Annotated in this window: 12 protein-coding genes and 1 pseudogene; 9 read left to right on the forward strand and 4 right to left on the reverse strand. The window is 64.2% G+C overall.

All coding sequences use genetic code 11. The features are described from left to right. Positions 1-13: 13 nt before the first annotated feature. Positions 14-592 (reverse strand): MarR family winged helix-turn-helix transcriptional regulator, encoded by a 579-nt coding sequence (locus ABIB90_RS21660; protein ID WP_354160472.1) that lies wholly within the window; start codon positions 590-592, stop codon positions 14-16. Positions 593-1,018: 426 nt separating this feature from the next. Between ABIB90_RS21660 and ABIB90_RS21665 the strand changes: the two genes are divergently transcribed. Together ABIB90_RS21665 and ABIB90_RS21670 are read left to right on the forward strand one after the other, a co-directional pair. Next, entirely contained in the window at positions 1,019-2,308 is a 1,290-nt protein-coding gene (locus tag ABIB90_RS21665) for an MFS transporter (protein WP_354201406.1), read from the forward strand. Positions 2,309-2,421: 113 nt separating this feature from the next. Then, positions 2,422-3,308, forward strand: a pseudogene (locus ABIB90_RS21670) (dienelactone hydrolase family protein). Here ABIB90_RS21670 and ABIB90_RS21675 read toward each other — a convergent pair. After that, positions 3,283-4,170 (reverse strand): SDR family oxidoreductase, encoded by an 888-nt coding sequence (locus ABIB90_RS21675; protein WP_354160476.1) that lies wholly within the window; start codon positions 4,168-4,170, stop codon positions 3,283-3,285. The pseudogene ABIB90_RS21670 and the gene ABIB90_RS21675 sit on opposite strands and share 26 nt — an antisense overlap. A 145-nt stretch (positions 4,171-4,315) precedes the next feature. Between ABIB90_RS21675 and ABIB90_RS21680 the strand changes: the two genes are divergently transcribed. Beyond that, complete coding sequence (locus tag ABIB90_RS21680) at positions 4,316-5,032, forward strand: HAD family hydrolase (protein ID WP_219681255.1); 717 nt, start codon at positions 4,316-4,318, stop codon at positions 5,030-5,032. A gap of 66 nt (positions 5,033-5,098) precedes the next feature. On the opposite strand, the gene ABIB90_RS21685 is transcribed toward ABIB90_RS21680, so the two are convergent. Continuing rightward, positions 5,099-5,506 (reverse strand): nuclear transport factor 2 family protein, encoded by a 408-nt coding sequence (locus ABIB90_RS21685; protein ID WP_018453996.1) that lies wholly within the window; start codon positions 5,504-5,506, stop codon positions 5,099-5,101. 99 nt (positions 5,507-5,605) lie between these two features. Next, the gene (locus tag ABIB90_RS21690) at positions 5,606-7,090 is read right to left on the reverse strand and encodes a mannitol dehydrogenase family protein (RefSeq protein WP_354160478.1); all 1,485 of its coding nucleotides are present in this window, start codon (positions 7,088-7,090) and stop codon (positions 5,606-5,608) included. Between the two features lie 145 nt (positions 7,091-7,235). On the opposite strand from ABIB90_RS21690, the gene ABIB90_RS21695 reads away from it, so the two are divergent. The 6 genes from ABIB90_RS21695 (at position 7,236) to uxuA (ending at position 13,487) form a co-directional block, all read left to right on the forward strand. Beyond that, positions 7,236-8,042 carry a FadR/GntR family transcriptional regulator gene (locus ABIB90_RS21695; RefSeq protein WP_354201322.1) on the forward strand — a complete coding sequence of 269 codons (807 nt, stop codon included), beginning with the start codon at positions 7,236-7,238 and terminating at the stop codon, positions 8,040-8,042. Positions 8,043-8,149: 107 nt separating this feature from the next. Further along, positions 8,150-9,109 carry a sialic acid TRAP transporter substrate-binding protein SiaP gene (locus ABIB90_RS21700; protein ID WP_035969018.1) on the forward strand — a complete coding sequence of 320 codons (960 nt, stop codon included), beginning with the start codon at positions 8,150-8,152 and terminating at the stop codon, positions 9,107-9,109. 136 nt (positions 9,110-9,245) lie between these two features. After that, on the forward strand, positions 9,246-9,824 hold the full coding sequence (locus tag ABIB90_RS21705; RefSeq protein ID WP_354201323.1) for a TRAP transporter small permease: 579 nt from the start codon (positions 9,246-9,248) through the stop codon (positions 9,822-9,824). Positions 9,825-9,828: 4 nt separating this feature from the next. After that, on the forward strand, positions 9,829-11,235 hold the full coding sequence (locus ABIB90_RS21710) for a TRAP transporter large permease (RefSeq protein ID WP_354201324.1): 1,407 nt from the start codon (positions 9,829-9,831) through the stop codon (positions 11,233-11,235). Continuing rightward, positions 11,232-12,281 (forward strand): L-idonate 5-dehydrogenase, encoded by a 1,050-nt coding sequence (locus ABIB90_RS21715; protein WP_354201325.1) that lies wholly within the window; start codon positions 11,232-11,234, stop codon positions 12,279-12,281. Before ABIB90_RS21710 ends, ABIB90_RS21715 begins: the two co-directional genes overlap by 4 nt. A 15-nt stretch (positions 12,282-12,296) precedes the next feature. Beyond that, positions 12,297-13,487, forward strand: coding sequence for a mannonate dehydratase (uxuA, locus tag ABIB90_RS21720; RefSeq protein WP_354201326.1), 1,191 nt, complete (start codon positions 12,297-12,299; stop codon positions 13,485-13,487). The last annotated feature ends 41 nt before the right edge of the window (positions 13,488-13,528 follow it).

Raw genomic sequence — 13,528 nt, forward strand, 5'->3', positions numbered from 1 at the left:
GGGCCGCCGCCTTCTATTTACGGTGATGCTCGAAACTGGTGCATAGCAGATCGACCTCAGCCTCCGCGATCGGCGCGCGAAACAGGCGGCAGCTGAACTCGGCGGTCGTCCTGCTGTCCGTGGTGCTGCGATCTTCGCGGAGGAAGATGCATCGCTTGCAGACGTCGGTATGGTGCCGCTGTTCGGCTGCGTCCGACTGATCCAGCACGTGGCGGAGCGCGTCGCGGAAGCTGACTTTCGCCTCGTCCTCGAGCACGGCGATGGACTCGACGAGGACGTTGACGGGGTCGCGCACCAGGAACTTCTTGCCCTGTTGTGTCACGCTCAGCATCACTGACCGCTTGTCCTGGGCCGAGCGCTTTCGCTCGAGATAGCCGAGCCGCTCCAGCTCGCCAATGATGAACGAGGCGGTGCCGCGCGTGGTGCCGACGTAACTCGCGAGCGCCGACGGCGTCCGGGAAAACCGGTTGGCGCGGGAAAGGAAACGCAGCGCCATCCACTCGCGGTCGCGCAAGCCGTGCTTGGCGCCTTCGAACCACAGGATACGGGCGACCTGTTCCAGCAGTTCGATCGATTCGCGAGCCAAGTTCATTTCAATTCCAGGTCGGATAAATCTTGATTCAATTGAGCTTTTGGTAGCGCAATCCGGGCGGCTGATAATGAAGATCCCGAGGGATGCGGAACCTTCCGACCGTGGAACTAGAGTGTCACGAAGAAAGTTCGAGTAAATCGCCCGGCTCAACTCTTCTGAAAATTTCAGTCAAATGACCGCGGCTTTGCGTGCAAATTCCGCTAGCGCGGGATGTGCGTGCGGCACGATGTGTCGTTGCGACTACCGCAAAGCCCATTTGTTGCGCGATGCGCCTCGAATTGCGCCAGCGGACGGGGCGGCCGCAACTGGGGCAGCGGAAAAGGGGACGGGGGAACCACCGTTTTCGGTTAATGAATGTTGCGTTGCAATGCGGCCAGGCGGTTAAATCGAAATAGGATCGAGCCCGGGAATGCCAGAGTGTCGTCCGTGATCGAGCAAGTGAAGCCGTTCAGCGTCAAGCGCGCAGCATTGGCCGCCACCGTCGGCAACATGCTCGAATTCTACGACTTCATCACCTACAGCTTCTTCGCCATCCAGATCGGCCATACCTTCTTCCCGACGGGAAGCGAGTACGGCAGCCTGATGCTGTCGCTGGCGACCTTCGGCGCCGGCTTCGTGACGCGGCCGATCGGCGGAATCGTGCTCGGGATCTATTCCGACCGGATCGGCCGGCGGCCTGCCATGCTGCTGAGCTTCGCGCTGATGGGGCTATCGATCCTGACCATCGCGCTCACGCCGTCCTATCAATCGATCGGCCTTGCAGCGCCCGTCATCGTGATCGCGGCGCGTATGGCGCAAGGCTTTGCTTTGGGCGGGGAGGTTGGACCGACCACCGCCTATCTGATCGAGATCGCCCCGCCCCAGCATCGCGCGCTGGTGGTGGCTTGGCAGCCGGCGAGCCAGGAGATCGCCGCGACCGCGGGCGCACTCGTCGGCGTCATCCTGAGCAGGACGATGGCGCCAGAGATGCTCGACGCCTATGGCTGGCGGGTGGCGTTTCTGATCGGAGCGGTGTGCCTGCCGTTCGGGTTCTGGATGCGCCGGACGCTGCCCGAGACGATCCCGCAGGCCGAAGCCGGTGCCCGCACCGTCGAGCACACCAGTCATCTTTCGCAGGCGAGACGGCACCTTGGCGTCATCGGACTTGCACTGATGATCCTGGCAAGCGGCACGATCTCGACCTACGTCACCCAATATATGACGACCTATGCGCAGAACACGCTGCATGTGTCGTCGACACTGGCTTTCGCCGTGTCGCTGGTCAGCAATGGCATCCAGTTTGTCGGTGCGCTGGTCGGGGGCTGGCTGGCAGATCGTCTCGGTCGCCAGCCGGTGATGATCTGGCCGCAGCTCGCAACGCTGCTGCTGACCTACCCGACCTTCCTGTGGATCGTCCATGCCCCCGGCGCGTTGTCGCTCCTGGTTGGTTTCGGTGTCCTGTCCGTCATCGGCTCGCTGCCGTTCACTGCGTTCTACGCGACCTTCACCGAGGCGCTGCCCCAGAGCATCCGCGGCGGTGTGTTCGCGACCGTCTATGCGGTCGCGATCGCCAGCTTCGGCGGTACGGCGCAGCTCGTGGTCACCTGGCTCCTCCACGTCACCGGCAATCCGCTGGCGCCGGCCTGGTACCTGCTGCTTGCGGCGATCGTCGGACTAGTCGCGATGAGCCTCATGCCCGAGACTGCGCCAGTGAAACAGCGTCAGAACAAGACCTGAAAACAAGGCCTGAAAGCGGCGCGCTCGCAGGCTGGTGATTTGCGTTTCGCTGGCAATTATTGGCGAATGCGTCGCCTGAAGGATCAGGGGCACGCATCAGGAAGGACGAACCGATGAGTATCGAGACCACCATGACATCCGACGTCGTCGGGCTGACCAAGGTCGCCCCTGTCTCGCGCCGCGGGTTCATGAGCGCGACTGCGGCCGTCGCCGCCGGCTACACGCTTGCAGCCGGGCCCGTGCGCGCCGAGGCGATCACGACGACACCGGCGGCCTCCAGACCGGCGACGCCAAGATCAAGGTCGGCTCCGAGCAGATGCCTGCGTATTTTGCCCGCCCCGCCGGCAACACCAATGCGCCGGTGATCATCGTGGCGATGGAGACTTTCGGCCTGCACGAATACATCAAGGACGTGACGCGGCGCCTCGCCAAGCTCGGCGCATTCGCGATCGCGCCCGACTATTACTTTCGCAAGGGCGTCGATTTGACCAAGGTCACCGAGATCAAGGACCTGCTGCCGATCGTCAATGCCAAGCCGGACGCCGAGCTGCTGTCCGATCTCGACGCGACCGTGGCGTGGGCGGGATCGCAAGGCGGCGACACCGGTAAGCTCGGCATCATCGGCTTCTGCCGCGGCGGACGCACCGTGTGGGAATATGCCGCCCACAGCGGCACGCTCAAGGCCGGCGTCGCCTTCTACGGTCCGCCCGTCGATCCAGCCAATCCGCTGTGGCCGAAGAGCCCGATGCAGCTCGCACCCGAGATGAAGGCACCGGTGCTCGGCCTCTATGGCGGCGCCGATACCGGCATTCCCGTCGCCCAGGTCGAGCAGCTCAAGACAGCCTTGGAGCAGAACAAGAAGACGGCCGAGTTCAAGATCTATCCGGAAGCGCCGCACGGCTTCCATGCCGACTACCGCGGCAGCTACCGCAAGGACGCCGCCGAAGATGCCTGGAAGCAGGCCCAGGCCTGGTTCAAGAAGTATGGCGTGTTGAGCTGAGGTCGAAGCATGATCCTCGTTCCCCCGCTTGCCACAACGTCTCTAGGGCGTGACGGTAGGTCGGATAAGCAAGCGTGACGCCGAGCTCGCGCTTCATTTTCGCGTTGGAGACGCGGGCGCTGCTGGCATAGAAGCTGCGGGCCATCGCCGACATCTCGGCGGTCTCGAACGGCTCTTCCGGCGGCGGTGCAACGTTCATCAGCTTCGCCGCGTAAGCGATCACGTCCTGCGGCGGCGCCGGCTCGTCGTCACAGACGTTCCAGATGCCGCCGCTCGGGTGATGAATCGCGGCCATGATCGCGCTTGCGATGTCGTCGACGTGGATGCGGTTGAACACCTGTCCCGGCTTGATGATGCGCCGGGCCGTTCCAGCGCGCAGCGTCACCAGTGCGTTACGGCCGGGGCCATAGATACCCGCAAGCCGCAGGATCGCGGCGTCGCCACCGGTCGTGTCGGTCCATGCCTGTTCCGCCGCGACCCGCATGCGCGTGCGGTCGAGGCCGGCCTGCGGCGGCGTGCTCTCGTCGACCCATCCGCCGGCGTGATCACCATACACGCCGATCGTGGAGAGATAGATGATCCTGCGGTGGCGGTCCGCCGCCAGGACGTCCGAGAAGGTCGCGATGGCAGGATCGCCGGCGCTGCCAGGTGGGATCGATATGAGAAGGACGTGGGCGTCTCTCATACGTTCGACCGTCTCGCGTGCCGGACTGCTCCCGGAGAAGGCGTGTACCTCGATGCCGGCGAGGTCGCCCCGCTGCGCGGGATCGCGCACCGTGCCGGCGATATGCGAGAAGCCGCCACCGAACAGGCGGACGAAGTGCCGGGCACTGTAGCCGAGACCCAGGATAAAGAGCCGCATACGTCTTCCTTGCAGGTCGGAGTTCCCGTTCGCGCCGCAGCGCGCCCTCCGCTCATAAGAGATTTTTGGGTCCGGCAAAAGATATTGCGATTTGTCCCGCCCGCCTGTGCGGGCGATGGTCGCTCGTCGGAGGGACGCATCGAACATGCAGGCAGAAGCGCCCGCCATAATGGTATCTGACGCGGCTGAGCTGGTCCGCCGCGCCGCCGCGCTGATCTTCGATGTCGACGGCACGTTGGCCGAGACCGAAGAGCTGCATCGGCAGGCCTTCAACCATGCCTTCGCCCGCCACGGTCTCGACTGGCAGTGGGACCGGGCCGTCTACAAGGACCTGCTGCGGGTCACCGGCGGCAAGGAACGGATCCGCGCCCATCATGAAAGGCTGAGGATCGCCGCGCCATTATCGGATGTGGACATCGCGGAACTCCACCGCATCAAGACTGCGCATTTTGCCGAACTGGTCGAGACCGGCTGCTGCCCCTTACGGCCCGGGGTGACGGATCTGTTCGCTGCTGCCAAGGCGCGCGGCCAGCGGCTCGCGATCGCGACGACCACGTCACACGGCAATATCGATGCGCTGCTGTCGCGGGCCTTGGGAAAAAGCTGGGCCGCGGATTTTGATGCGATCGTGGCCGGGGATGACGTGCGGCATAAAAAGCCTGCGCCGGATGTCTATTTCGAGATCCTGGCGCGGCTGAAGCTCAACGCGTCCGACTGCATCGCGATCGAGGATTCCGCCAACGGCCTGATCGCGGCCTCACGAGCGAACATTCCCGTGCTCATCACCAGAAGCATGTTCTTCCGGGACGACGATTTTAGCCAGGCGCGGGTCGTGCTGGATGATCTGTCCGGGCTCGGGTGAGGCCAAAACAAAAAAACCGAAAAACAACCCCATGCACAGTAGAATGTGCCTGCGGGCCGGCCGCCCTCAATGGACGCGGTGGCTCGCTCTATCGTCCTCAGCTTGCTCGACAATCTGCGCGATCGGGCTGGACTGGTGGTGCACCAGGCGCCAGTCGTCGCCGACGCGCCGAAAATGGTTGGCCGCAGCCAATGCCGTGCCGTCGACGATCTCGATGCAGAGCACGCGCGCGCTGTCGCCATCGACGATGGCCTGCGGTTCCGCGCACACGATCTGCGGCCGTTCCGGGCTCTGCAGGATATCGCGCCAGCTTCCGATCACCGTGGCCCGGCCGATGATGGCCGGCCAGCCGGGATGAATGCAGGAAATGGCGTCATCGTCCGCCCACATCCGCTCCATTTCGTCGAAATCGCCGGTCGAAAAGGCGGCGTAGAACGCTGCGTTCGCCGCGATCACCTTGCTGTCCTTTGCCATGCCTCTCGGGTGGGGCAATGACAGACAAAAATCAAGCAAGACTTCCGTCGACTTTCCGTCGATCTGGACCGCAATGCAGCATTGCTGCCCGTTTTGTGGTCACGCCGAGACCAGAGTCTCCACCGCACGCCGCGCGCCATCCTGGTAGAGTCGGCCGAGTGCTCCGGTCACGGCCTCGCGCAGGCGCGGCTCCGCGCCCAGCGACCCGAACACTTTTCCGACGCCGAGCAGTGCGGGCGCCAATCGTTCGGCAACGGGACCTGCCTCGCGCGCCAAGCCACCGAATTCGGCGGCGAGCGGATCGCGCACGTCGATGGTGCGGCCGTTCTCGTCGAGACCGGTGACGTAGCGCATCCAGCCGGCCACCGCGAGCGCATGCGTCGCGATCGGTAGGTTGCCGGCGAGACGATCCTGGATCGCGCCGAGCAGGCGCTGCGGCAGCTTTTGGGAGCCGTCCATCGCGATCTGCCAGGTGCGGTGATGCAGTGCCGGATTGGCGAAGCGCTTGAGCAGCGAGGCGCGATAGGCGGCCAGATCGGTGCCCGCGGGCATCGTCAGCGTCACCGCGGCCTCTTCCATCACCTGCGCGGCGAGGCGCGCGAAATGCGGATCCTGCATGGTGTCGGCGATGGTCTCGTAGCCGGCCAGATAGCCGAGATAGGCCAGCGCCGAATGGCTGGCGTTGAGCAGCCGCAGCTTCATCAGCTCGAATGGCTTGACGTCGTTCACCAGTTCGACCCCGGCGGCGGCAAGATCGGGCCGGCCCGCCGTAAAGCGATCCTCGACTACCCATTGCGTGAACGGCTCGGTCATGACGGGCCATGCGTCGCGCAAACCGAGCGCCGACGAAACCACGTCGCGGTCACCATCCGTCGTCTCCGGCACGATGCGGTCGACCATAGTCGAGGGGAAGGCCGCCGTATCCGCGATCCACTTGCCGAGATCCTTCGAGCGCAGCGCGGCGAATTGCGTCACGATCCGCTGCACGGTGTGGCCATTGGCGGCGAGGTTGTCGCAGCTCAGCACGGTGAACGGCGGCGCGCCCAGGGCTCGCCGGCGCGCCAGCGCTGCAACGATGAAGCCGGGAGCCGAGCGCGGCGCGTCGAAATTGTTGAGGTCGTGCACGACATCAGGATGGCGTTCGTCGAGATCGCCGGTCTGCGGCGTGTGGCAATAGCCTTTCTCGGTGACGGTGAGGGAGACGATGCGAATGGCGGGATCGGCCATTCGCTCGACCAATCGTGCCGGGCTTTCGCGCGCGACCACGCTGTCGAGCAGCGCACCGATGATGCGGTGTTCGGTGGCTTCGGCTGCACGGACGGCAACCGTGTAGAGATGATCCTGCGGGGCGAGGGCGTCGCGTGTGTCAGGGCTGCGCAAGCTGGCGCCGACGATGCCCCACGAGGTGGCGCCGGCGGCAAGGCAATCGTCGATGACCACGGCCTGGTGGGCGCGATGAAACGCGCCAAGGCCGAGATGCACGATGCCGGGCGTGACCCGCGAACGGTCGTAGGCCGGGCGGCGGATGCCTTGTGGCAGCCGGTCGAGATTGGCGCGGCCAAGGCGCGTTGGATCAGGGCGCATGGTCGTCTCTCCCCTTGTTTGGCCGCTGCTTGACATGGCGCCTGTCCTCGGTCAATGCTGCGGTCAATTGGTAAGACCAATTTTCCAAAATTGGCGGGCCGCGGGCAGCGAGAGCTGCCGGCATGACCCTTTCGGGAGGACCAGCGTGCCGCTGGAAGCTGTGGAGGCGAGACGGCTTTATCGCCAGGTCGCCGATCAATTGCGAAGCCTGATCGACAGCGGCGAGTACGCGGTCGGCAGCCGCTTGCCGACCGAACGCGAACTCGCCGAGCAGCTCAAGATTTCCAGGCCGACGGTGCGCGAGGCCCTGATCGCGCTCGAAGTCGAAGGCCGCCTCCGCATCCGCGTCGGTTCCGGCATTTATGTGATCGAGCCCGCGGCGGTTGCGGCGACCGCGCCTGCTTCCGTCATCGAGGGTCCGTTTGAGCTGCTGCGCGCCCGCGAGTTCCTGGAAAGCGCCATCGCCGAAGAAGCCGCGCGCGTGGCGACGAAGGACGACGTTGCTCGCATCGATGCGTCCCTTGTCGCGATGGAGAATGTAGAGCACCCTGGCGAAGCCTCGATGGTCCACGACCGCGCCTTCCACGTCGCGATCGCCGGAAGCCTCGGCAATGCCGTTCTGGTGCGCGTGGTCGGCGAGTTGTTCGACCAGCGCCTTAATCCCTATTTCGCGCAGCTTGCGCATTATTTCGAGAGCCCGGGCACGTGGCGCACTGCGCTCGACGAGCATCGCGCGGTGCGCGACGCCATCGCCGCACACCATCCTGAAGCGGCTCGCGATGCCATGCGCGATCATCTCGCGCGATCCCAGGAGCGCTTTGCGCAGAACTTCGGCGCTGAGAACGCGGCAGGACCGTCTTCCGGGCGCGCGGGGCGATCGACGGCAAAGCCGTCAAAACCGGAACGTGCGCCGAAGAAGAAGCGAGCTGCGAGCAGCAGCGCGCGACGGTGATGAGATTGTGCGGCCCGCACCCGCGTCGGGGGCGGGCGGACAAGAAGCAGATTTAAAAGAAGCAGACTTGAAAAATGGAGGAAAAGTCAGTGTTGAAAAAGATGACAATGGTGCTGGCGGTCTCGGCCGCGGCGATGATTGCGACGACTGGCGCCGGCATGGCGCAGACCAAGCTCAAATGGGCCCATGTCTACGAGACCTCGGAGCCCTTCCACACCGCCTCAGTGTGGGCCGCGCAGGAAATCGGCAAGCGCACCAATGGGCGTTATGCGATCGACGTCTATCCGGCGTCGCAGCTCGGCAAGGAAGCCGACATCAACCAGGGCCTCTCGCTTGGCTCGGTCGACATCATCATCTCCGGCTCGAGCTTTGCGGCCAAGAGCTTTCCGCCGATCGGCGTGACCTATTATCCCTACACCTTCCGCGATGCCGATCATCTGCTCGCCTACACCAAGAGCGACATCTTCAAGGAGCTCACCAAGGGTTACGAGGACAAGAGCGGCCACCACATCCTCGCGGTGACCTATTACGGCGTGCGCCAGACTTCGTCGAACAAGCCGATCAAGACCTGTGCCGACCTCAAGGGTCTCAAGATGCGCGTGCCCGACGTGCCCGCTTATCTGGCGATGCCGCGCGCCTGCGGCGCCAACACCGCGCCGATCGCGTTCGCCGAAGTCTATCTGGCGCTCCAGAACGGCACCGTCGAGGCGCAGGAGAATCCGCTCACCACGATCGAGGCCAAGAAGTTCTACGAGGTGCAGAAGCACATCGTGCTGACCGGCCACATTGTCGACCATCTCAACACGGTGGTGGCCGGTGCGCTCTGGAAGAAGCTCAGCGACGAGGACAAGAAGATCTTCACCGACGTCGCGCAGGAAGCCGCCGCCAAGGCGACCGCGGAGATCAAGCAGAATGAGGCCAAGCTGGTTGCCTTCTTCAAGGAGAAGGGCCTGACCGTGACCGAGGTCGACAAGAACGAGTTCCGCGACACCGTTCTGAAGAACGTCGCGTTCGAGACGTTTGGCTATCGCAAGGCCGACTGGGAACGCATTCAGGCGGTGAAATGACGACGTAGTCGTCATCCCGGGGCGGTCCGCAGGACCGAACTACGGTGCGCAATCGCGCACCTGAGAATCTCGAGGTTCCGGGTCTGGTGCTAACGCACCATCCCGGAACGACGTGACCAGTTTGGAGAGCACACCCATGTCCACCGCCGAAACGCACCGGCAGATCACCGCGGACGAGATCGCCCACACCTTCGAGGAAGAGGCGGCACCCAAGGTCGATCTCGGCATCTACGCTTTCGAGGACTGGGTGGCGCTGGCGATCTTCTGGGTGATGGCGCTCGCCGTCTTCCTGCAGTTCTTTACCCGCTACGTGCTCAACGACAGCTACGCCTGGACCGAGGAGATCGCGACCTACTGCCTGATCGGCGTGGTCTTCATCGGCTCCTCGATGTGCGTGCGGCTGTCGCGGCACATCCAGGTCGATCTGCTCTATCGCTATCTGCCCCACCTCGTGGCGCGCGCGTTGTCGACAGTGATCGACCTGATCCGGATCGTCTTCTTCGGCTACGCCATCAAGCTGGTCTGGGTCTACATCCAGATCATCGGCGACGAATCCATGACCACGATCAATCTTCCCAAGGACTACGTCTATTACGCGGTGCTGCTCGGCTTCGTGCTGATGTTCGTGCGCTCCGTGCAGGTGGCCGTGCAACATTTGCGACAGGGCTATTCGATCCTCGAACGTCCCGGCGCCTACGACGGTTTTGAAGGGTAATTTCATGCTGCTGTTGCTTGGAGGCTTTCTCGTCCTGATGCTGCTCGGCGTTCCCGTGGCGATTGCCATGGCGTCGTCGTCGCTGCTCTACATCCTGGTCAGCGGCGTGACGCCCGACGTCACGCTGGCGCAGCGCATGATCGCCGGCGTGGAAAGCTTTCCGCTGCTCGCCGTGCCGTTCTTCATCCTGGCCGGAAATCTCATGAACATCGCCGGCGTCACCGGACGCATCTACAAATTCGCCGTCGCGCTGGTCGGCTGGATGCGCGGCGGCCTCGGCCACGTCAACATCATCGGCTCGGTGATCTTCTCCGGCATGTCCGGCACCGCGATCGCGGATGCCGCGGGTCTCGGTACCATCGAGATCAAGGCGATGAAGGATCACGGCTACACCACGGAGTTCTCGGTCGGCGTCACCGCGGCGTCCGCCACGCTCGGCCCGATCATCCCGCCGTCGCTGCCTTTCGTGATTTACGGCATGATGGCGAACGTCTCGATCGGCGCGTTGTTTCTGGGGGGCGTCATTCCAGGCGTCGTGCTGACGCTGCTGATGATGGCCACCGTCACCTACTTCGCGCACAAGAACAAATGGGGCAGCGATACGCCGTTCTCCTGGCCGCAATTGGGATCGGCGGGGCTCGAGATCCTCGTCGTACTGAGCTTCCCGATGGCCGTCTGGCTTCTGACGGTCGCCGGCCTCTCCACCAATTGGGCAGTTGGGCTTGGCCTGGTCGCGCTGCTCGCGCTCGACTGGTACTTCGACTTCTCCGCGGTAATGGCGCTGATGGCGCCGGTGATCCTGATCGGCGGCATGACGCTCGGCTGGTTCACCCCGACGGAAGCCGCGGTCGCCGCCGTGATCTGGTCGCTGTTCCTCGGCCTGGTGCGCTATCGCACCATGACGATGAAAACGGTCGCGAAGGCGACTTTCGACACCATCGAGACCACGGCTTCGGTGCTGTTCATCGTCACGGCAGCCTCGATCTTCGCCTGGTTGCTGACGGTGTCGCAGGCAGCCCAGATGCTGTCGGACTGGATGCTTAGTATCACCCATAACAAATGGGTGTTCCTGGCGCTCGCCAACGTCCTGATCCTGTTCGTCGGCTGCTTCATCGACACCACGGCCGCGATCACCATTCTGGTGCCGATCCTGCTGCCGATCGTGCTCAAGCTCGGCATCGACCCGATCCATTTCGGTCTGATCATGACGCTGAACCTGATGATCGGCCTGTTGCATCCGCCGCTCGGCATGGTGTTGTTCGTGCTCGCGCGCGTCGCGAAGCTTTCGGTCGAGCGCACGACGGTGGCGATCCTGCCCTGGCTGGTGCCGCTGATGCTCGCGCTGATCGCGATCACCTACATTCCCGAACTGACCCTCTGGCTGCCAAAATACATGGGACTTTCCAAATGACATCCACAGCTCTCGCCGCAACCCTGTTCGGCCCCGAAGACCTGCGCATGGTCGAGCATCCGCTCGACAAGCTCGCTGAAGGCATGGTGCGCCTCCGTTTCGGCGCCGGCGGCATCTGCGGCTCGGACATGCATTATTTCCGTCATGCTCGCACCGGCGATTTCGTGGTGAAATCGCCGCTGGTGCTCGGTCACGAAATTTCAGGCGAGGTCATGGAGATCGCGGGCTCCGCGGCGAACCTGAAGGTCGGCGACCGCGTTGCCGTCAACCCGTCGCGCTGGTGCGGCCATTGCGGCGCTTGCCGCGAAGGCCGGCAAAACCTCTGCGAAAATATCTACTTCATGGGCTCGGCCTCGAAGACGCCGCATATGCAGGGCGGCTTTGCCAACTATTTCGACGCGATCCAGGCGCAGTGCGTGAAAATCCCCGATCATGTGTCCTATCAGGCCGCGGCGCTGGCCGAGCCGCTCGCGGTCTGCCTGCACGCGGTGGCGCGTGCCGGCAACATCGAAGGCAAGCGCGGCATCATCTTCGGTGCCGGTCCGATCGGGCTTCTGACCATGCTCGCCGCGCGCCGCGCCGGCATGACCGACGTCACGGTGGCCGACATCGCGCCGGCGCCGCTGGCCTTTGCGACCCGGCTCGGCGCCTCTCACGTCGAGAATGTCGCAGCCGGCGAGGAAGGCCTGAAGGCGCAGGCCGCGTCGCGCCCGTACGATGTCGCTTTCGAAGTCTCAGGCACGGCTGCAGGCCTTGCCAGTGCGATCGGTATCGTCAGGCGCGGCGGCGTTGTGGTGCAGATCGGTAATTTGCCGGGCGGTCAGATTCCGGTGCCCGCGAATGCGGTGATGGCCAAGGAGATCGACCTGCGCGGTTCGTTCCGCTTCGGGCTCGAGTTCATGACGGCGGTGGAGCTGATTGCGGACGGCAGCATCGACGTGCTGTCGCTGGTCACCGCCGAGCGGCCGCTGTCCACCGCGCCGGACGCGCTGCGGCTGGCGCTCGACCGCTCGCAGAGCGTCAAGGTCGTGCTGACCGCGAACTGATCCGGGAGAATTTCGATGATGCTGGAGGGATGGCGCTGGTACGGGCCGGATGATCCGGTCTCGCTCGACGATGTCAGGCAGGCCGGGGCGAGCGACATCGTCTCGGCGCTGCATCAGGTGCCGATCGGCGAAGCCTGGACCCGCAAGGCGGTCGAGGAGCGCAAGAACTTCATCGAGAACGGTCAGCCCGGCCGTTCGCAGCTGACCTGGTCGGTGGTGGAATCGATTCCGATCCCCGACGACGTCAAGCGTCTCGGGGCTAAGGCAACGCGCTCGATCGAGACGTGGATCGCCAGCCTGGAGGCGGTTGCCGCGGCCGGTATCAAGATCATCTGCTACAATTTCATGCCCGTCGTGGATTGGTGCCGCACCGATCTCGAATGGGAGCTGCCGAACGGCGCCCGTGCCATGCGCTTCGACCAGGACCGTTTCGCCGCCTTCGAGCTGCACATCCTGAAGCGGCCGGCCGCGACCGCTGAGTATTCGCCGGAGCAGCAGGGTCGCGCGAAAAAGCTGTTCGATGGGATGACCCAAGCCGATATCGATTATCTCGTCATGGTGATCGCCAGCGCGCTGCCGGGCTCGACGACCGAGCCGATGACCATCCCGCAATTCCGCGACCGGCTCGAAGCATATCACGACGTCACGCCAAGAATCCTGCGGCAGCATCTCGCCGAGTTTTTGGGTCGCGTCGCGCCGGTGGCCGAGCAGCTCGGGGTGTCGTTGACGCTGCATCCGGACGATCCGCCGCGTCCGCTGTTCGGGCTGCCGCGCATCGCGTCCAGCGCCGACGACTATCAGGCGTTGTTTGATGCCGTACCGTCAAAGGCGAATGGTATCTGCCTGTGCACAGGGTCGCTCGGCGTGCGGCCTGAGAACAATCTCCCCGCCATGGCCGAGCGCTTCGGCCCGCGCATCGCCTTTGCACATCTGCGCGCGACCAAGCGCGAGGCCGACGGCCTGTCGTTCTACGAGTCCGATCATCTCGACGGTGACGTCGACATGGTCCCTGTGCTCAAGGCGCTGTTGAAGGAGAACGCGCGACGTTCGCCCGACAAGAGGATTGTGTTCCGGCCCGATCACGGCCACCGCATGCTGGACGATCTCGCCGCGACCAAGCGCACCAATCCGGGCTACACCGCGATCGGTCGCCTCCGCGGTCTCGCCGAGCTGCGCGGCGCAATCCGCGCGATCGAGCATCAATAGGGGCCAAAGCTCTATCCGCACCGTCATTGCGAGCGCAGCGA

It is taken from the genome of Bradyrhizobium sp. JR4.1 (assembly GCF_040548605.1).
GTDB lineage: Bacteria > Pseudomonadota > Alphaproteobacteria > Rhizobiales > Xanthobacteraceae > Bradyrhizobium > Bradyrhizobium canariense.

What these genes read in the sequence shown, in the direction of transcription:
- ABIB90_RS21660 (WP_354160472.1), bottom strand. Translation starts at nt 592, where the DNA reads ATGAACTTGGCTCGCGAATCGATCGAACTGCTGGAACAGGTCGCCCGT.
- ABIB90_RS21675 (WP_354160476.1), bottom strand. Translation starts at nt 4,170, where the DNA reads ATGCGGCTCTTTATCCTGGGTCTCGGCTACAGTGCCCGGCACTTCGTC.
- ABIB90_RS21680 (WP_219681255.1), top strand. Translation starts at nt 4,316, where the DNA reads ATGCAGGCAGAAGCGCCCGCCATAATGGTATCTGACGCGGCTGAGCTG.
- ABIB90_RS21685 (WP_018453996.1), bottom strand. Translation starts at nt 5,506, where the DNA reads ATGGCAAAGGACAGCAAGGTGATCGCGGCGAACGCAGCGTTCTACGCC.
- ABIB90_RS21690 (WP_354160478.1), bottom strand. Translation starts at nt 7,090, where the DNA reads ATGCGCCCTGATCCAACGCGCCTTGGCCGCGCCAATCTCGACCGGCTG.
- ABIB90_RS21700 (WP_035969018.1), top strand. Translation starts at nt 8,150, where the DNA reads ATGGTGCTGGCGGTCTCGGCCGCGGCGATGATTGCGACGACTGGCGCC.
- ABIB90_RS21705 (WP_354201323.1), top strand. Translation starts at nt 9,246, where the DNA reads ATGTCCACCGCCGAAACGCACCGGCAGATCACCGCGGACGAGATCGCC.
- ABIB90_RS21710 (WP_354201324.1), top strand. Translation starts at nt 9,829, where the DNA reads ATGCTGCTGTTGCTTGGAGGCTTTCTCGTCCTGATGCTGCTCGGCGTT.
- ABIB90_RS21715 (WP_354201325.1), top strand. Translation starts at nt 11,232, where the DNA reads ATGACATCCACAGCTCTCGCCGCAACCCTGTTCGGCCCCGAAGACCTG.
- uxuA (WP_354201326.1), top strand. Translation starts at nt 12,297, where the DNA reads ATGATGCTGGAGGGATGGCGCTGGTACGGGCCGGATGATCCGGTCTCG.